Source organism: Nocardioides sp. BGA-UO-ETr-FS32, from assembly GCF_059567905.1.
In genome coordinates this window covers 44,614-61,756 of the sequence record NZ_JCAQOX010000013.1, presented here as the reverse complement: position 1 = coordinate 61,756, position 17,143 = coordinate 44,614, and the positions used below count along the sequence as shown (strand labels likewise).

The 17,143-nt window shown below is 68.4% G+C and carries 12 protein-coding genes and 2 pseudogenes; 5 read left to right on the top strand and 9 right to left on the bottom strand.

The genetic code is table 11. From position 1 onward, the window contains the following. Window positions 1-248: 248 nt before the first annotated feature. The 5 genes and pseudogenes from AC57BS_RS05360 to AC57BS_RS05340 all read right to left on the bottom strand — a co-directional run bounded on the left by AC57BS_RS05360 (window position 249) and on the right by AC57BS_RS05340 (window position 3,890). Window positions 249-548, bottom strand: coding sequence for a cupin domain-containing protein (locus AC57BS_RS05360; RefSeq protein ID WP_496411247.1), 300 nt, complete (start codon window positions 546-548; stop codon window positions 249-251). Between the two features lie 45 nt (window positions 549-593). Next, window positions 594-785 (bottom strand): annotated as a pseudogene (locus tag AC57BS_RS05355) (IS3 family transposase); the annotation flags it as partial. Window positions 786-816: 31 nt separating this feature from the next. Continuing rightward, a protein-coding gene (locus AC57BS_RS05350; protein ID WP_496410420.1) for an IS3 family transposase occupies window positions 817-2,009 on the bottom strand; the annotation gives its coding sequence in 2 pieces (ribosomal slippage) (window positions 817-1,722 and window positions 1,725-2,009; 1,191 coding nt in all). A gap of 601 nt (window positions 2,010-2,610) precedes the next feature. After that, window positions 2,611-3,297: a hypothetical protein gene (locus AC57BS_RS05345; RefSeq protein WP_496410419.1), complete on the bottom strand. Its 687-nt coding sequence runs from the start codon at window positions 3,295-3,297 to the stop codon at window positions 2,611-2,613. Between the two features lie 275 nt (window positions 3,298-3,572). Then, entirely contained in the window at window positions 3,573-3,890 is a 318-nt protein-coding gene (locus tag AC57BS_RS05340) for a hypothetical protein (protein WP_496410418.1), read from the bottom strand. Window positions 3,891-3,934: 44 nt separating this feature from the next. On the opposite strand from AC57BS_RS05340, the gene AC57BS_RS05335 reads away from it, so the two are divergent. From AC57BS_RS05335 to AC57BS_RS05325, 3 genes are all read left to right on the top strand, one after another. Then, a complete protein-coding gene (locus AC57BS_RS05335; RefSeq protein WP_496410417.1) occupies window positions 3,935-5,074 on the top strand; it encodes a PLP-dependent cysteine synthase family protein in 1,140 nt (379 codons plus the stop codon). Between the two features lie 224 nt (window positions 5,075-5,298). After that, on the top strand, window positions 5,299-6,816 hold the full coding sequence (locus AC57BS_RS05330; RefSeq protein ID WP_496410416.1) for an LVIVD repeat-containing protein: 1,518 nt from the start codon (window positions 5,299-5,301) through the stop codon (window positions 6,814-6,816). Window positions 6,817-6,840: 24 nt separating this feature from the next. Then, complete coding sequence (locus tag AC57BS_RS05325; protein ID WP_496410415.1) at window positions 6,841-8,457, top strand: LVIVD repeat-containing protein; 1,617 nt, start codon at window positions 6,841-6,843, stop codon at window positions 8,455-8,457. 371 nt (window positions 8,458-8,828) lie between these two features. Here the strand turns inward: AC57BS_RS05325 and AC57BS_RS05320 are convergent, their stop codons facing one another. Further along, on the bottom strand, window positions 8,829-9,071 hold the full coding sequence (locus tag AC57BS_RS05320; protein ID WP_496410414.1) for a serine hydrolase: 243 nt from the start codon (window positions 9,069-9,071) through the stop codon (window positions 8,829-8,831). Further along, window positions 9,068-9,829, bottom strand: coding sequence for a hypothetical protein (locus tag AC57BS_RS05315; protein ID WP_496410413.1), 762 nt, complete (start codon window positions 9,827-9,829; stop codon window positions 9,068-9,070). The genes AC57BS_RS05320 and AC57BS_RS05315 overlap by 4 nt, the downstream gene beginning before the upstream one ends. On the opposite strand from AC57BS_RS05315, the pseudogene AC57BS_RS05310 reads away from it, so the two are divergent. Then, a pseudogene (locus AC57BS_RS05310) lies at window positions 9,765-10,306 on the top strand (transposase); the annotation flags it as partial. The gene AC57BS_RS05315 and the pseudogene AC57BS_RS05310 overlap by 65 nt on opposite strands. A 165-nt stretch (window positions 10,307-10,471) precedes the next feature. On the opposite strand, the gene AC57BS_RS05305 reads toward AC57BS_RS05310, so the two are convergent. Then, complete coding sequence (locus AC57BS_RS05305; RefSeq protein ID WP_496410412.1) at window positions 10,472-14,083, bottom strand: M36 family metallopeptidase; 3,612 nt, start codon at window positions 14,081-14,083, stop codon at window positions 10,472-10,474. 467 nt (window positions 14,084-14,550) lie between these two features. Then, window positions 14,551-15,345: a class I SAM-dependent methyltransferase gene (locus AC57BS_RS05300; RefSeq protein ID WP_496410411.1), complete on the bottom strand. Its 795-nt coding sequence runs from the start codon at window positions 15,343-15,345 to the stop codon at window positions 14,551-14,553. A gap of 107 nt (window positions 15,346-15,452) precedes the next feature. Between AC57BS_RS05300 and AC57BS_RS05295 the strand changes: the two genes are divergently transcribed. After that, window positions 15,453-17,090 (top strand): LuxR C-terminal-related transcriptional regulator, encoded by a 1,638-nt coding sequence (locus AC57BS_RS05295; protein WP_496410410.1) that lies wholly within the window; start codon window positions 15,453-15,455, stop codon window positions 17,088-17,090. Window positions 17,091-17,143: the final 53 nt, after the last annotated feature.

Here is a 17,143-nt window from a genome sequence, read left to right as displayed (position 1 = left end):
CCGCGACGCCGCTACCACGTCCGGCAATTGCCCGAACGCGCTTGACGCCGGTTCAACCAGGCCGGTCACAAGCGGTTGTCGGACAGATATCCGGAAGCCGCCTCTGGCGCTCATGACTGGCCCGTCCTAGCGGCACAAACGACCCTGGACGAACAGGCAGGTCGGTGTCCCTCGGCGGGTAGGCACGGACCTGTTTCGGTCAGCGCACTCGGCCACCTCCCGGCGAAACCCTCGTGGCTCTCGGTGCCTTACCCGAAGGTCAGCCCGTACTTCTCCATGATGGGCGCGGTGGCTTCGAAGTCGTCTTCGACGCCGTAGGGAGCAAGGTAGGGACCAAGGTCGAAGTCAGGGCCGAAGTCATCGGCGGCTGTGTCGATGAGCCTGAAAGCCTCTTCCAAGCCCCCCGGGGAGATCAGCTCCAGCAAGCGGGCAGGTTCGTCCGCGGCGTTGAAAAAGGTGTGCCACTCGCCGCGTGGCTTGAACATCAGGTCGCCAACCTCGGCGACATGTTCCTCGTCGCTTGCAACAAACCAGACGCGCCCTTCCAGGATGAGACTGAACGGGACTGCTGCACGAACTGGTGACAGGGTTGGTTAGGCCGCTTGGGTCGCGGCCGGCTTCATGATCAGCTCGTATTCGACCGGGGTCAAACGTCCGAGCGCGGCTTGGCGACGGCGCCGGTGGTAGGTCTTCTCGATCCAGGTCACGATGGCGATCCGCAGCTCCTCGCGCGTCGACCATGTTCGTCGGTTGAGGACGTTCTTCTGCAGCAGCGCGAAGAATNGGGACTGCTGCACGAACTGGTGACAGGGTTGGTTAGGCCGCTTGGGTCGCGGCCGGCTTCATGATCAGCTCGTATTCGACCGGGGTCAAACGTCCGAGCGCGGCTTGGCGACGGCGCCGGTGGTAGGTCTTCTCGATCCAGGTCACGATGGCGATCCGCAGCTCCTCGCGCGTCGACCATGTTCGTCGGTTGAGGACGTTCTTCTGCAGCAGCGCGAAGAATGACTCCATGGCTGCGTTGTCGCCGGCGGCCCCGACTCGGCCCATGGAGCCGACCATCGAGTGGCGGTTGAGCGCGTGGACGAACTTCCTGCTTCGGAACTGGGACCCGCGGTCGGTGTGAACCACACAGCCCGCCACATCACGACGGCGAGCAACAGCGTTGTTGAGGGCCGCGACCGCAAGCGACGACTTCATCCGTGAGTCGATCGAGTAACCGACGATCCGGTTCGAGAAGACGTCCTTGATCGCGCAGACATAGAGCTTGCCTTCGCCGGTCCAGTGCTCGGTGATGTCGCTGAGCCAGAGCTCGTTCGGGCCCTCGGCCCGGAACTCGTGGCGGGTCACGCCGTGCTGGTCGGTCACGGCGCACAGGTCGTCGTGGACCGGCGGGCCAGGCTTCTTCCCGTTGCCGCCGCGCTTCTTGCCGTGTGAGGACCACCAGCCTAGGTCGGAGCAGATCTTCCAGGCGGTCCGCTCGGCCATCGGCTCGCCAACCTCCTTCGCCTCGTCGACCAGGAACCGGTAGCCGAACTCGGGGTCGTCACGGTGAGCATCAAATAGCGCGTTGGCTCGGTAGGCCGCGGTCAGCTCAGCATCGGTGACCGGGCTGGCAAGCCAGCGGTAGTAGGGCTGGCGGGCGATGTTCAGGACCCGGCACGTCACCGTGACGGGTATCCCGTCGTCGGCCAGCTCGCGGACGAGCGGGTACATCATTTTCCCGGCAGATGAGCCTGCGAGAGGTAGGCCGCGGCCCGGCGCAGGACCTCGTTCTCCTGCTCGAGCAGCTTGATCCGCTTGTTCGCCTCCCGCAGCGCGTCGGACTCACTACCCGACTGGGGCGAGCCTGACGACCGGACCGAGTTCTTCTCGTCGATCGCCAGCCACCGCTTCAGGCACGACGGCGAGATACCGAAGTCCTTCGCGACCTGGGCCATCGAGGCATCGGAGTCCTTGTAGACCCGGATCACGTCCTCGCGGAACTCCTTGGGGAACGCCTTCGGCATGGTGCACATCCTTCCAGCGCCGACACATCGACGCAGATCAGATGTCACCTATCCGTGCAGCAGTCCCAACTCGTCTTCCTTGGTGTGGCGATGCATTGGGGCGGCGATTGAGTGCGGCGCAAGCAAGTNCGAAGTCCTTCGCGACCTGGGCCATCGAGGCATCGGAGTCCTTGTAGACCCGGATCACGTCCTCGCGGAACTCCTTGGGGAACGCCTTCGGCATGGTGCACATCCTTCCAGCGCCGACACATCGACGCAGATCAGATGTCACCTATCCGTGCAGCAGTCCCGCCTCTGCGTAACGGTCCGTGGCGAGTTCCCGAAAGTTGACGAAACTTCAAGCATCGTTGCGGTTTGGGCGAGGTTCCGTTACACCTGCTTCTACGAGGTGCCCGGGAGTATTCGCGCTCACGCAGCCCGAGTGTTCCTAGGCGCCTCGGCCAATGCTCCAGACAGATGGTTCTCGTGGCCGACGACGCAGCCGGATGTCCACAGCAGCTTCGCACGCTGACGGGCGTGCGTCTCTCCCGGCGTGAGTCCTTGCGCCGCCTGCCGGCGCGTGCGGGTAACCCGGGTCAGTATCCGTGCTTGTCAGCTGGATCTAGGTGGACAGCGTCCTGGCGTCGGCGACGAGGTCGATGACTGCCATCACAAACACGAATACCAACATCACGCGCACGAACCACGCGGCCGCGGTCGTGGAGAGCGTGTCATCGCCGCGGAACGCACGGGCGATCAGCCAGCCGACGCTGAGAACCAGCGTTAGTGGCAGCGTCACGATGGAGAGGGTGACACCGAGCACCTGCAGCGGCATCGACCGCACGCCACCATGGCTCAGAGCCCTCTCCGCTATCAGGTGCATTGCCGCGCAGAACACCACGGGTAGCAGCACGAAGGAGCCGATTGTCAGCCAGAGGGGGTGCAGTAGATGGAAGTCGATCCCGGTGGTGTGCACGAGTAACGCGCCGACCACGACGCCCGGGCCGACCGAGATGGACAGCAGCCGGAACCAGGGCGGCCCGATCATCAGGCCGCGCAGCGCCATATAGAGGAATGCACCGACAGCTCCTAGTTGCGCTCCGGCTAGCGCCAACTGGGTCGATCCCGACAGGGTGATTTGCCCCATGATGAACCCGTCGTCGCTGCGGACGCCCGCCGCCTCCGGGTTGAGTTCGGCGAGCAACAACATGACCAGCCTGCTGAGAACTCCCGTCACCACGACGCCGCACGCAACACCGATCAGCAAGACTGTCGCCCACCGGCGAGTAGCGGCCTTCGCGTCGGTCACCCAATCGCCGGGCGCCAGTCGGGACCGGTCGGCGGCCTGTGTGTGAGACACCGAATACCTCCACAGCCAAGGTCCCGGCAGAGCGGCGCATGCCGGTCGCGCAGCCGCTGACGTCCACCTCGTTCGAGGGTAGCTCTCGGCGGAGTCAACACAGCGGCGGTCTAGTCCGTTCCGGGCGCGTCCCCCATAGCTGCGACGCGTGTGCCATGTCGCGTGGCTGGTCTGCTCAGGACGTGAGTCTTTTCCGTCGCCCGACGGTGCGTCGATGGCCAACCCTAGTTCTCGATCGTCGCCGCTGCCTGCTTGAAGCTCACGATGGCGAGCACGATCAACAGCACAGGCACGATGAGCGTCCACATCGTCGGGAGGATGCCCAGCACGCACCCCGAGCAGGTGAGGACACACCCCAAGCTTGGGTTACGCGAAAGGGTCAGAGTCCCCACAATAACGAGGGCACCACCGCCGACCAATGTGGGAAGCCAGAACCACAGTCCACCATCGCCGGTTCGAAGCAGTCGGACAATCTCTGCGATGCCGGCTACGACGAGCAGGGATCCCAACGCCATTCCGAACCACCACGTCCAACGACGCACGCAGCCACGTTACCGACTCGATGGGCTGAGTCATAGCGCCGCGTATGACTGTCAAGCGCGGCCGCCCGGCGCTCGATGCTCTGGTCCCATTCTGTCCCGCAAGCGGATCCCCATACGGTGACGGGCGCGCCTTCGACGTCGTTGCCAGCGGCGAGGGCGGCTGGACCTATAGCTGGGTGCGGTCGGGGTGTTTCCCAGCAACTCCAGTGCCGACCATGCCATGGGTGTTCACTGGTGCGATGACAATCTTTCCGGACGGGCGGTCAGTCGGAGTCCTGGCCGCTGTCGGCGGGACACCGATGGTGGAGCTCCGGCGTCTGGTGCCGAGCTCGGGGGCGCGCATCTTTGTGAAGTGGGAGCCGGCCAACCCGACCGGGTCCATGAAGGATCGGATGGCGGTCGAGGTGATCCGATCGGCAGCGGCAGAAGGCCGGCTGGAACCGGGTGGCACCGTCGTGGAGTACACCGCCGGGACCACGGGGATCTCTCTTGCCCTGGTCTGCGCCGCGCTCGGGTACCGGCTACATGTGGTGTTCTCGGACGCGTTCAGCGTCGAGAAGCGCAAGACCATGCTGGCGCTCGGCGCGGAGATCACCGACGAGCCCAGCGACGGCGGCCGCATCACCGAGGAACTCATCAAGCGGATGATCGCCACCTCCGCGGAGATCAGCGAGCGTCCCGGGCACTGGTGGTCCGACCAGCTGAACAACCACGACGGGGTGCGCGGATACCTTCCCCTCGGCGAGGAGATCTGGCGACAGACCGGCGGCCGGGTCGACGCGTTCGTGCATGCCGTGGGCACCGCCCACTCGATCCATGGCGCGCCGCGCGGGTTCGCCGAGACCGCGACACCCACGCGGGTGGTGGCGGTGGAGCCCGCTGAGTCCGCAGTGCTGTCAGGTGCTCCCACCGGCGCGCACCGCATCGAAGGGATCGGCATCGGCTTCGTCCCGCCCCTGTGGCAGCCGGAGCTGGTGGACTCCATTGAGCAGGTCCGCAGCGACGACGCACAGCAGATGGCCCGCCGGCTCGCGGCCGAGGAAGGAATCTTCGCCGGTACGTCCACTGGGGCCAACGTGATCGCGGCGCTGCGCGTCGCAGAGACTCTTCCCAGCAAGGCCCAGGTCGTGACCCTCGCCGTGGACTCAGGTCTTCGCTATCTCAGTAAGGCGCCCTACGCATGATCTGACCGTACTGTCAGGCGGCGACGCCGCTGTCAGCAGTGGCGCCAATCGACAGGCCCGGACATCACAACTAGTCGAGGACTTGCTGGTCGAGACGGACCCAGCCACCGACGACGATCTGCCGCGTGACCGTTGCCAAGGTCGATCGTTGTGACATAGAACACCGGGTGGTACGCCGCCCACCCACAGCGTCGTGCATCCGTCCGACCGATCGAAGGACACTCATGTCAGCCCTGTCCCGTGCTGCCGCGCTGGCGGCCCCCCTGCTCCTCCTCGGCCTCACCGTCCCCGCCGCCGCCCACGACGGCTCCGAGCCGGACCCACGTCTCGACCCGACCCGCGTCGCCGCGCTCCCCGGGACCACCACCTCGAACGTCGGGCTGATGAGCGACAACGTCCAGCACCTGTCCAGCTCGCCCGGCGCGGTGGGGATCTCGGGCTGCTTCTCCAAGACGGCGCCCTACTTCTACCTCTCCGGCCTCGACTCGATCAGCGTCTACGACGTCTCCGAGCCGGCGCGGCCCGAGCTGGTGGGCAAGATGGACAACATCGTCTTCGAGAACGAGGCGATGAACTGTGGCGAGCGGCGTACCAAGGACGGCGTCGAGAGGTTCGTGCTCGTCGGCAACAACCTCTACGACTACTCCAGCTCCGACCCGGAGGGCTCGGCCGGCTCCACGCTCAAGAACGAGCTGATCGTCGTCGACGTCACCGACCCGACCAGCCCCCACATCCGGTCCCGGCTGACCACGACCACCGGTGACCACACGGTCGCGTGCATCCTCGAGACCGCCTGCGACTACGCCTACTCGTCCGGCAGCAGCAAGGGCTACTCGATCGTCGACCTGCGCGACCTCGATACCCCGCGCGAACTCGACGGCAACGCGCTCGTGGACGGCGTACAGCCACTCGGCAACGCCACCGGCGGCCACAAGTGGAACTTCGCCGCCGGCTACGGCATCCACACCGGCCGCACCGGCACCAAGATCCTCGACGTCTCCGACCCGACCGCGCCCGAGGTGCTGGCCACCAGCGGCGACGCGGGTCGGGGCAAGAACCCCGACGGCTCGGCCAACGGCTACAACGACTTCATCCACCACAACTCGTTCTGGCCCAACGCCGAGAACTTCGTGGCCGGCGCCGCGCCCTCGCTCGCGAGCGGCAACGTCCTGCTCGTCACCGAGGAGGACTACGAGAACCCCGACTGCGCGACCGCGGGTTCCTTCCAGGCCTGGCACGTGCAGTCCCTGCCCGGTGGCGCCGCCGCCGAGGGCGCGATCACGCCGCTCGACAAGGTCGAGCTCGCCGACCTCGGCACCTTCCCGCTCCCAGTGGGCGGATTCTGCTCCGCCCACTGGTTCGACTACCACCAGGCCGGCATCGCCGCGGTGGGCTACTACGGCGGCGGCACCCAGTTCGTCGACGTCCGTGACCCGCAGGACCTGAAGACCTACGGCCACGCCGTCTGGGGCGCCTCCGAGGTCTGGGACACCTACTGGGTCCCCGTCTACAACAAGAACGAGGTCGCGACCGGCAAGCGCAGCAACCTCGCCTACAGCGTGGACCTGGTGCGCGGGCTCGACGTCTACCAGGTCGACCTGCCGAAGTCGCGTACGTCGTCCTCCGACGGCGACCTCCTCACCCAGGTCAGCGGCACCAACCTGCAGACCTCCGGTGGGGCGCTCGGCCTCGGCCTGTTCGCGGCCATCGGCCTGCGCCGGCTCCAGCGCCGCCGCTCCTGACCCCCTGTGTCCCGAGGAGTTTCCATGCCCATCACCGCACTGCGCGCCGGCACCGTGCTGGCCTCGGTCGCCCTGTCCCTGACCGCCACCCCCGCGTTTGCCCACGAGACCGGAGGCGACAATCCCACCAACGTCCGTGGCCTGAACGTGGCCACCGAGGGCGAGGGGACGAACATGTCCTACGTCGCCAACCTGCAGTACGAGGCCGCCCGCGACACCGACGGTGACGGCGAGCTCGACCCGGTCGACCAGAACGGGTCGGACGTCGAGTTCATCACCGCCGGCAAGAAGGAGTACGCCCTCGCCGGCACGCTCCGCAAGGGGTTGCGGATCGTCGACATCACCGACCCCACCCAGCCGTGGGAGGCTGCCCACTACGACTGCCCGCTCTATCAGGGCGACGTCCAGGTCTGGAAGAACAGCGGCCGCGCGTACGCCGCCTACACCGCCGACAGCGCCTTCGACTCCGGCGGGGTGAAGGCCTCGACGTCGCAGTGCGGTCGCGACCTCGCCGACGACTTCGCGGCGCAGGGCATCGACGCGGCCAAGGCCCTGGGCACGGTCATCGTCGACATCTCCAACCCGCGCAAGCCGCGCACGGTGTCGTTCCTGCCGGTCCCCCGTGGATCGCACAACATGACCATCCACCCCAGCGGCGACTACCTCTACAACTCCAACTCCGACCTCGCCACCAGCACCTCTCCCACCATCGAGGTCTGGGACGTCTCGAACGTGAGATCGCCCGCCAAGGTGCACACCCTGAGCCTGCCCGTGGTGCCGACGTCGCTCGGCTCGGAGTCGCACGACGTCACCTTCGACGCCGACGGCGACCGCGCCTACTCCGCCGCGATCTCGCAGACCCTCGTGCTCGACACCACCAACCCGGCCAAGCCGTCGATCCTGACCCAGATCGTGGACCCGGCGGTCAACGTCTCGCACCAGTCCGACCCGGTCACGCTGACCCGGGAGGACGGCACCAAGCGCGAGCTGCTCGTGGTGACGGACGAGCGGGCCGGCGCCCTGGGCACCTTCGAGTGCCCCGGTGGCGGGCTGCACGTCTACGACATCACCGGCAGCAACGTCCGCGAGCCGGTCAAGGTCGGCGCCTGGTTCATCGACCACATCAACGCGCCCGAGTCGCGGTGTACCTCCCACGTCCTGCGGATCTACCCCGAGCAGGAGATGCTCACGATCGCCTGGTACGGCGAGGGCGTGCGCGTGCTCGACATCTCCGGCCTCGCTGACGTGGCGACCAACCCGGCGGCCGTGGCCTTCGGCCACGGCATCGGGATGACCGAGGTCGGCTCCTACGTGATGCCCGACGCCGACACCTGGTCGTTCAAGACCAACAAGATCGCCGCCGACGGCTCCTTCTACGGCTACGGCAACGACCTGGTCCGCGGCTTCGACGTCTTTCACTACGACGGCACCGGCATCGACCGGGATGTCACCCCGCTGCAGCCGTTCTCGCTGCTGACAGACGACGAGCTCGTCGACGCCGGGGTCACCGAGGGCGTGAGCGCCACCACCGCACCCGACGCCGTCACGGAGGCGACCAGCGCCCTGCAGCTGCCCGCGATCACCGTCGGCGCCGGCCTCGTCGCCGCCGTGGGGCTGCGCCGCCTGCGCCGCCGCGACTGAGACTCGTCCACGAAGCGATCGGCCTGCTCCACCCGTGTTCGAGGCCGAGAGCTCACGATCTGGCTCAAGCACCCTCAGAGACACGCCCTAGCCTCGGAATTTCACGAGTGACGGGGGCGACGCTGGGGCTGAAAGCACGGAAGTGCCTGTCCTGCTTGGGATTCTTGTTCTTGCGACAGTCCAAGAAGCCTCAGCGGAAAGGCACTCCGTAAGTCAAGCGTAGCCGTGTCCCGAATCTGGTTCTCGACTCCGTTCGCGAGTCGCTGATCTCCTCGTCTTGGGGCGTTGCTGCTCAAGGAATCGTCCCGCGTCACCGGTCTGGGCCGTGGCTCGTCCCGAGCGCTGTTGCCGTGGCGTCCAGTGCGTGCGAGCTATGACCGGGCAAGGCTGCTCGACGTTGCGACCGCGGTCGCCCGGAACGGCTTCGACACCGACGCCGGGTGGCGCATCGTCTCCGAGGTCACCGGCTCGCCCGGGCGTACGACGCGCACGCCGAACCCGCGCATCACCATCTCGACGCCACGCACGACCGCGACCGCCAGCCGGCCAGTCGCCACCAGGTCGTCGACCAGTGGCCGCGGGCGCTCGTCCAGTGCTGACGTCAGCGATCTCATCGCTGCACCGTCCGGTCGCGACCCACGGCGCACGCCGGCGCAGCGAGCGGGTCGATCCGGCGACGCTGCTGCCACACGACCGGAAGTCCGTCCCCGCTGCGCGCCAGCACCCACCGCCGCTCGAGCCGCAACTTGGCGGCGGGCACGGCCGCCGGGTCGATGTCGGGCAGCCGGCCCCCGCGGCGGGTGGCCAGGAACCGGCTCGAGGCGTCGGGCAGGACGCCGTTGCGCGGCCTCCCGTTCTTCTCCGCCCGCAGCCGCCCCTGGCGGAACCGGCGCGGCCCACCCTGAGTCGGGTCGAGGGCCGGGTAGGGGTGCCAGGGCCCGGGCGATGGGGCCGTGAGCCGGTCCGCGGCGTCCGGTCCAGGCGCGTCCCGACCGTCGATCCGCTCCTCGACCACCCACAGTAGGTCGGCGTCCTCGTCGACGCCTGGCACGACCTGCTCGAGGGCGTCTCCCTCCGACGGCTGGGGTGTGGCGAACCCGGCGAGGAGGTCGTGCTCCCCGAGACCGGCCGGAACGGCGTCGTCCACGCGTCGGCCTCGGACTCCAGGGCTCTCCCGGCGGCGGCCACACGTCGCCGAACGAGTCGACGACCTGGAGGTCGTGCGGCCGGAGCACGTGACCGGCGGGGTCTCCAGCGACGCGAGGTACCAGTCGGTGGCGTGCCCGCCGAACACATCGAGGAAGTAGATCGAGCACCACCTTCGCTCCACGCTGGGCACCGAGCTGTCCCACGAGACGATCAGCAAGATCACCGGCGAGGTCCTTGAGGAGGTGCTGGCTTGGCAGCGCCGCCCGCTCGAGGCGCTCTACCCGGCGATCTACCTCGACGCGCTGATCGTGAAGGTCCGCGATGGCGGGACGTGCGCAACAAGGCCGCACACATCGCCGTGGGCGTCGACATCGAGGGCATCAAGCACGTCCTCGGGATCGGGGTGCAGACCAGTGAGAGAGCCAAGTTCTGGGCCGACGTGTGCGCCGAGCTCGCCAACCGTGGCCGCGGCACTCAAGGCGATCTACGGGGCCGCTGACGCCGAGGCCGCGCGGGTCGAGCTGGAGGCGTCCAAGACCAGCGACCTCGGTCAGCGCTACCCCAACGCCGTGGCGACCTTCGAGAACGCCTGGGACGGTTCGAGCCGTTCCTGGCCTTCCCGCTCGAGCTGTGGCGGGTCATCTACACCACCAACTCGATCGAGTCGCTGAACTTCCAGCTGCGCAAGATCATCAAGAACTACGCCGATTTACGTCGGCCGTGGCGAGCTTCTTCTCGATCCCGCGCAGCCGCGCGACTACCTAGACCATCGCGCACCCGACCCCGGGTCCGAGGGCCCGGGGTCGGGTGTGGTGAGCTCAGCGTCGGGTCAAGGTCGCTCGGCTGAGCGTAGGCACGGTGTTGCTCAGCGCTGCCGCGTTCGCTTCGGACCGCCCTTGACCGTCTTCGTCGTGGCCACCGGTCCGAAGACCTGCAGCTCGGCGATACGGACCATGTTCTCCGGAGGGTTGAGCACCGCCCGGTCCGGCGTCGACGCGGTGCTGTCGCAGTCGGGGTTGCTGAACACCGGGTCGTTCGACGGGTTGGCCTCACCTTGGTACTCCGGACCACCCGTGCATTGGTTGTCCCGCACCCGGATCCGGACGTGCGTCGCCCGGACGTCGGTGACGTCGAAGCTCCGCAGGGCCAGGTCCGGCGCCGTCGGCCGCGGCCGGACGCCCGGGAAGGCGTCGGCGGCACTGCGGTAGACGATGTCGAACTCCGCCTCGTCGTTGGTGCAGGTGTTGCCCGGCACGGTGGCGTCGCAGACGAGGATGTCGAACGAGCGAAGGGCCGAGAACCGGCTCTGGCCACCCGAGTCGGGGTTGTTGGCGTCGGTGGGCCGGAGCGCCGCGCTGACCTGCACGTCGCTGATGGCCACCGGCGTGCTCCCCAGCCGGACCGTGACCTGGCGGCCCTCGACCTGACGGCCCTCACCCTTGCCCTGGCTGGCCGTCCCGTCGGCGGTCAGCGAGGCCCAGTTGGTCTCCTCGGTGTCGTCGATCAGGCTGGTCAGGTTGATGCCGTCACCCATGGCGGTCGCACCGTTCGCGACCGAGGCGAGGTTCCGACGCATGGGCACCGAAACGGTCACCGTCTCGCCCGGGGCGAACGTCCGGGTGAACCGCTTGGCGCCGTAGCCCGGCGCCTGGGCGATGAACTCGTACGTGCCCGGGACGAACTGCACCGTGCCGGAGGTCGCGGTGCTCGGGTCCGTGTCGGCCGTCGGGCTGATGCGAGCCTCGTAGACGCCGGTGTAGACGGTCATCTGCTGTGCCGCACCGCCGCCAGTGTCACCGGCCACGAACGTCACCGTGGCCTCGTCGGTGGCCAGCGGGGACGACCAGCCCGGGACGGGCTCGCGGTCGTTGACGCCGGTCGACGAGGCGGTCTCACCCATTCCCCGCTTGGCGAAGGCCCGCCAGAGCTCAGCCTGGTTGACGCCGTTGAAGCGCAACCGGTCCGCGGCCAGCATCGCGTCGCGGGAGTCGAGCATGGTCGAGCCGGCCGGGGTCAGGAGAAGGCCGTCGAACATGATCTGCGCCCAGCGCCGGTTGCCCGGGCACTGGTCGGCCGGGAGCACGCCCTCGGCACAGCGCAGCTGCAGCGCCTTGTCCGAAGACGGGAACTGCGCGTCGTACTTGGCGTTGAGCGCCTCGGCAAGGTCGTAGTTCGTCGCGCTCCAGATCTCACCGTCGGCGTGCGGCGAGGTGGTGCCGTTGCCGTCGTACTCGAGGTCGGAGTAGTTCAGCGGGCTGTTGTTCATCCCGTAGTTGCGGATGCCGCGCTCCTTGTTGCCGCTGACGTACGGCGCGAGCGCGAACGGGTTGGCGCCCTCACCTGTGCTGATCCCGTTGCCGCGGAAGTACTCGGCGAAGATCAGGTCCGACCACGACTCGGTCTGGCCCTGCGTGCTGCCGGTGCCGGTGTCGGGGCCGGCCACCATCCGGTTGCTGATCGCGTGGCCGTACTCGTGCGCGACCACGGCCATGTCGTAGGCACCGTCGGTGCAAGCGGCGTAGAACGCACCCGCGAGCGGCTGCCACAAGTACTGGTTGGTGATCGGCGCGATGCCGTCCTGCAGCGTGATCTGGTTGGCGTTGTCCCGACCGTTGAAGGTGCGGCGACCGGCCTGAGCGTTCCCGACCTCGGGGTCGTTCTCCCGGTTCGGGCCGGTGTTGCCGAAGTTCGAGACCTGCAGGTTGGAGTTGCGCTCGGTGAAGCCGAGGTAGTAACTCCAGTCGTGCATGCGGTTGTGCATGGCGAACAGGTTGGCCGTCGCAGCATCGTCGTCGTTGCCACCGACCTGGTCGAACGTCCGGGGGTCGCAATCGGACTTGAACCAGGTGTTCTGCCACGGGTAGTCGTAGCGGCGGTCAAGCGAGTACGGCCGCTGCACCACCGTGTCGGGCGTGAGGAAGCTGACCTCGGAGATCGAGGTCGTCGCGTTGTTGCCCATCGTGGTGTAGGTCGCCAGGCTCGGCGCCAGGACGTCCCACGGCACGCGCGAGGCGATGTTCTGCTGCTCCTCCTGGCAAGCGGAGCTGTCAGAGATCCAGCACCACAACTGGCGGGTGTCGGCGTCCGGAGCGCTGGAGTCGGTGAAGTTCGGGTTGGCCGGGAAGACCCGCCACCGCGGCAACTGCACCTCGGCACTCGCGGCCGGTCCGGCGTTGAACGACCCGGCGTACCCGATCGAGCCTGCGCTGGGCGTGAACTCGCAGATCTCGACGAAGTAGTCGCCCGCAGGCACGCCGCCGGCCGGGGCGTAGGTCAGGACCTCCGGGCTGGTCAGCAGGTCCTGGGAGGCGACCGGCATGTCCGCGCCACTGCGGTAGAGGTTGACGGTGACGTCGTCGTCCAGGCCGTTAGGCATCGTCGTGGCGACCGAGACCGTCAGCTGCCCCTGGGAGGAGTCGACGGCGTAGGGGCCGTGCCCCTGGTCGGCCGGCGTGCAGGCACCGGCGTCGTCCGTGGACCCGGAGAACGTGGCCGCAGCTGGGGCAGCCGCCGTCGCCGGCAGCTTGAGGCCGTTGGCCAGGTGGTCGACGCGGTTGTCGCGCACCCACACCTTGCCGGTCTCGGCGTCGACGAAGCTGATGTACGCCGCAGGGTGGCCGTGCTCGTCGTCGGTGTGGTCGGCCTTGAGCAGCGTCGTCTCCCACACCAGGCGCACACCGTCGGCGGGGGTCGGCAGTGCCATCAGGCGGGCACGCTGGACGTCGCGGGAGGCGCTGCTGGTGAACGTCGTCCACACGCCCTCGACACCGGCCCCGGTCAGCGTGCCGAGCTCCATGCCGGCGTCGGCGGCGGCGGCCTTCAGGGCCGCGACCGCGCCGAGCGACTGCGTGCCGCTGACCGCGTCGTCGCCGGTCACCGAGGAGGAGACCCAGGCGACTCGACCGTCGCGCTGGACGCCGACGGTCAGCAGCCCCTCCCAGGCCGCGACCAGGTCGCCGAAGGTCTGGCGGAAGGTGACGACGTGCGCCACGTCAGGATCGCGCAGCTCCTTCCCGTCGCGCTGGCGCACCAGGTCGGGGGCATCGAGCAGCGGCGCGTCGCCCACCACCTCGAGTGATGCGAGGGCGTCTTGGGAGAGCCGGAAGAGGTCGCGGTTCTGCTCCACGAACGATCGCGCGATGTCCACCGCAGCGCCGGCCTTGGGCGGCGACAGGTAGCCGGTGGTGTTCATCAGCACGTGCGGGGTGCCGAAGTGGTTCCAGCGAGTGGTGTCGGCGCCGAGCTCTTGCGCCGCCGCCCGCTGCGAGGCGCTGGGCGTGATCTCGCCGGTGCGGGCGTCGAGGTTGGGGAGCTTGTCCTCCTCCCCTTGGAAGGAGAACTTCACGTCCTCCAGTTGTGGCTGGGCAACGGACTGGCCCGAGGCGGGCAGGACACTGGCCAGCAAGGCCAGGCCGATCGCGGATGCGCTGAGGAGGGTTGTCCTCCGGCGCCGTGACTTCCCAGGGACGTGGTGCACGCGTGTTCTCCTCCGCGCCGGCCGCAGCAGCTGGCGCTGACTGGCGACCCGGTGGGGCCGCGGGGGATGTTGTCGACATACGCAGCCCCGAGGCGTCGTTGTCTCCTCCGTCACGAGAGCGCGTCGAACCCTCAACGAGCCGGTGTGCGCCAGGTCACGCGCAGGTTCGGGATGACATAGCCCTGATTGCGGTGTCGTCCATCCCTGCCGGCAGCGAGGTCCACGCGGTCACGGCGCGCCGGCCGTTGGATCTTGCCAAGCGACGCGGCGAGAGGACACACCTTCCAGGGAAGCTTCGAGCAGCCGCTCCGAATCCCGCAATCCGATCCGTTGCGGCGATGCTCGATGAAGTCCAGCCCGAGAGCACGGCAAGCATGTCGGATAGCCGTAGATCAGCTGTCGTGTCATCCCTCTCGCACCACGACGAGCGCCCGTCGGACGATAGAACGTGCAACCGCGGCGCCGTCCTAGTCTCGGCGGGCAGCGAGAAGAGTGGCCCGGATCGGGAGGCGTACGAGGCCGGACTCGTCGGCGTACTCGCCGAACAGTTCCTCGGTGTCGGCGACGATGCGCTCATACGTCTCCGGCCTGATCTGTTCGGCGAGGGGCGTGGCCTGGATCTCGGTCTGGGCAACTGCGGCCGCGGAGGGAAAGACAGCGACCCCAAGGCTCGAACGCGATTCCAACAAGGACAGCCCGGACGCGGCGGCGAGGCCGGTCAAGTCGTTCATAGCGCCTTGGGACCAGTACGTGCCGAGCAGGACCCGAGCCTCGGGTCCCGCGTGTCCGGCGACCAGTTCGACGAAGGGGCCATACGCCGGCTGTTCAGCCAAGGGCGCGTAGGTCTGCAGCGCGACCACACCCCCGGTGACGACCACGCGCGCCATCTCGGACACTGCCCGGGCGGGGTCTGCGAAGAAGAACAGCGCGGACTGGCAGAGCGCCACGTCGAACTCGGCATTCTCGAACGGCAGGTCCTCGGCGTCGCCGTGCACCCACTCGAGGTCGGGCCTGGCACGCTGCGCCACCTCGAGCATCGCCTGGTTGAGGTCCACCCCCACGACCCGGCCGCCGTGTCCCACGACGGCCTGTGCCGCCCGTGCTACCACCCCGGTGCCGCATGCCACGTCAAGTACGGATTGGCCGTGGCGCACCCGAGCGCAGTCCACCAGCTGGGGTGCCCACTGCCCGAACAGGGCCGGAACGAACAGGTCGTCGTATGCCTGCGCCTGCTCGCGGGTGAGCTGAAACGTCTCGGTCATCGCCAAGCCACCTCCTGGAGTCGGGAAACCAGCATCGAGCGAACGGACGTTCGAGACATCGGTCAGCTGACCTATCCACCGGCGCGATCGGTGGGAATCATGGACGAGTGGCCACCACCGAACGCCTCGCGTACGCGCGTGCCGCCGCCGAGGCCGGACGCTGGGAAGAGGCGCGGGCAGCCTTCGCAGCGGCGGCCGCCGCGGATGAATCTGCCGACGCGTTCGACGGCCTGGGCCGGGCATGTTGGTGGCTGGGTGACGTACGCTCCGCAATTCGTCATCGAGAGCGTGCCTTCATGCTCCTGCGCCAGACCGGCCGCGACGACGAGGCCGTCATCGCAGCTCTCGACCTGTGCATCTGGTACCTCACAAACCTCGACAACGACGCGGCAGCCAGCGGCTGGCTGGCCCGCGCCCAACGCGCTGCCGAGCGCACCACGGACCCGGTGGTCCGGGGCTGGCTGGTGCTGATCGGCGCCTACCTGTGCTCCGACGCCACCGAGCAACGCGACGGGCTCGAGCAGGCCCTACGCCTGGCGGCCGAGGCATGCGACGACGGGCTGCACGCGATGGCACTCGCCGACCTGGGCCTGCTTCTGGTCGCCGCCGGCGAGGTGGAAGACGGGATGGCGCTCCTCGACGAAGCGATGGCCACCACGCTCGGTGCCTACAACGGTCGGCTCGAGATCGTGGTCTGGTCGAGCTGCAACATGCTCGCCGCGTGCAGCCTGGCCGACGACCTGCGACGTGCCACGCAGTGGTGCCGCGTGGCCGAGGAGTTCACCCAGACCTACGGCTGCCCCTTCCTCCAGGCCAGATGCCGAGCCCACTACGGGTCGCTTCTGGTCGCCACCGGCAACTGGGCACTTGCGGAGCCCGAGCTCCGGCGGGCCCTGTCGATGTCGGAAGAAGTCGGGCGCCACCCCCTGATCGAGGCGAGGACAGCACTTGCTCTCCTCCGGCTCCGGCAGGGTCGGCTGGCCGAGGCCACCCAGCTGGTCGAGGAGCTCGACAGCAGCCTCCCCGCCGGCGCCCTCGTCAGCGCGGAGGTGCGACTCGCCACTGGCAGGCCAGACGAGGCAACGGCACTGCTCCGCGCGGGGCTCGGGCTGGTCCAACCCGACGACCCGCAGGGCGACTTGCTCACAGCCGCCCTCACCGAGGCGTACCTAGCCGCCGGCGACACGCCCAGCGCCGAGGCGACCCTGGTTGATCGCCGGGCCGACCCGCCGAGGTCCGCCCTTCCCCGAGGCAGAGCCCAGCTGACCCGCAGCGCAGGGCTCCTCGCGGCGTCATCCCGAGACGCAACGACAGCGGTACGACGCCTGGCCGAGGCGCTCGCCGCCTTCGAGCGGCACGACCTCCCCTTCGAGGCCGCCCGGACCCGACTGGACCTGGCCAGGACCCTCACCCCCGACGATCCCGAAGCGGCTGCGGGCCACGCCTCTGAGGCGCTCCGCAACCTGAGGCGGCTGGGAGCGGCCGACCAGGCGGCCGCGGCGGCCGCACTCCTCCGCGAACTCGGCGTCATCCCCGGACCGGAACCCCGGGCCCCCGGGGTCCTCACCCGACGCGAGCAAGACGTCCTCACCCTGATCGCCGACGGCCTGAGCAACCCAGAGATCGCCGAGCGACTGTTCCTGAGCCGCAAGACAGTGGCACACCACGCCAGCAGCATCCTCGCAAAGCTAGCCCTCCACTCCCGCGCCGAGGCCGCCGCCTACGCCGCGCGGACACGGGAATGAACGGCTCCGATCGAGGATCGGTGTCCGGAACAGATTTGTCTCCTGCGGCGTGC